At 42.4% G+C, this 422-nt stretch carries 1 pseudogene; it reads right to left on the bottom strand.

Annotation, left to right across the window (positions count from 1 at the left end):
- Nucleotides 1–422, bottom strand: a pseudogene (locus tag J7R13_RS09070) (2,3-bisphosphoglycerate-dependent phosphoglycerate mutase); the annotation flags it as partial.

The following is a 422-nucleotide window of genomic DNA, read 5'->3' as shown; positions in this document are numbered from 1 at the left end:
GAAGAGTGTTACCATGTGATGCGACCAAAACAGTTTTAGAGCGCAAAATATGCGGTTGGATAAGGTAAAGATAGTAAGGCCAAACGCGTGCACCAGTAGCGCGTAGACTTGCTCCATTAGGGGGAGGAATCGTATAAGAGCGGCGCCATATTTGCACTTGCTCCGCTCCCCATTGGTGACGGACCTCATCTTTATTCAGACCAGCAAGATCTCCATAATTTCGCTCATTCAATGCTGGATTTTTTATCAATTGCAAATCAGATTATGCCATCTGCTCTAAAATGTGTTGCGCTGTTTTTTGCACACGCTGTAATGCAGATGTATAAGCAATATCAAATTTTAAACCAACTTCTTTAAGTTTATTCCCTGCAGCTATTGCTTCAACATGACCTTTATTTGTCAAATCGGGATGTTTCCACCCG

This window comes from Bartonella taylorii 8TBB, from assembly GCF_902825155.1.
Lineage (GTDB): Bacteria > Pseudomonadota > Alphaproteobacteria > Rhizobiales > Rhizobiaceae > Bartonella > Bartonella taylorii_A.
Note: the sequence above shows the minus strand (reverse complement) of the source record. Positions and strands in the feature narration are given on the sequence as shown.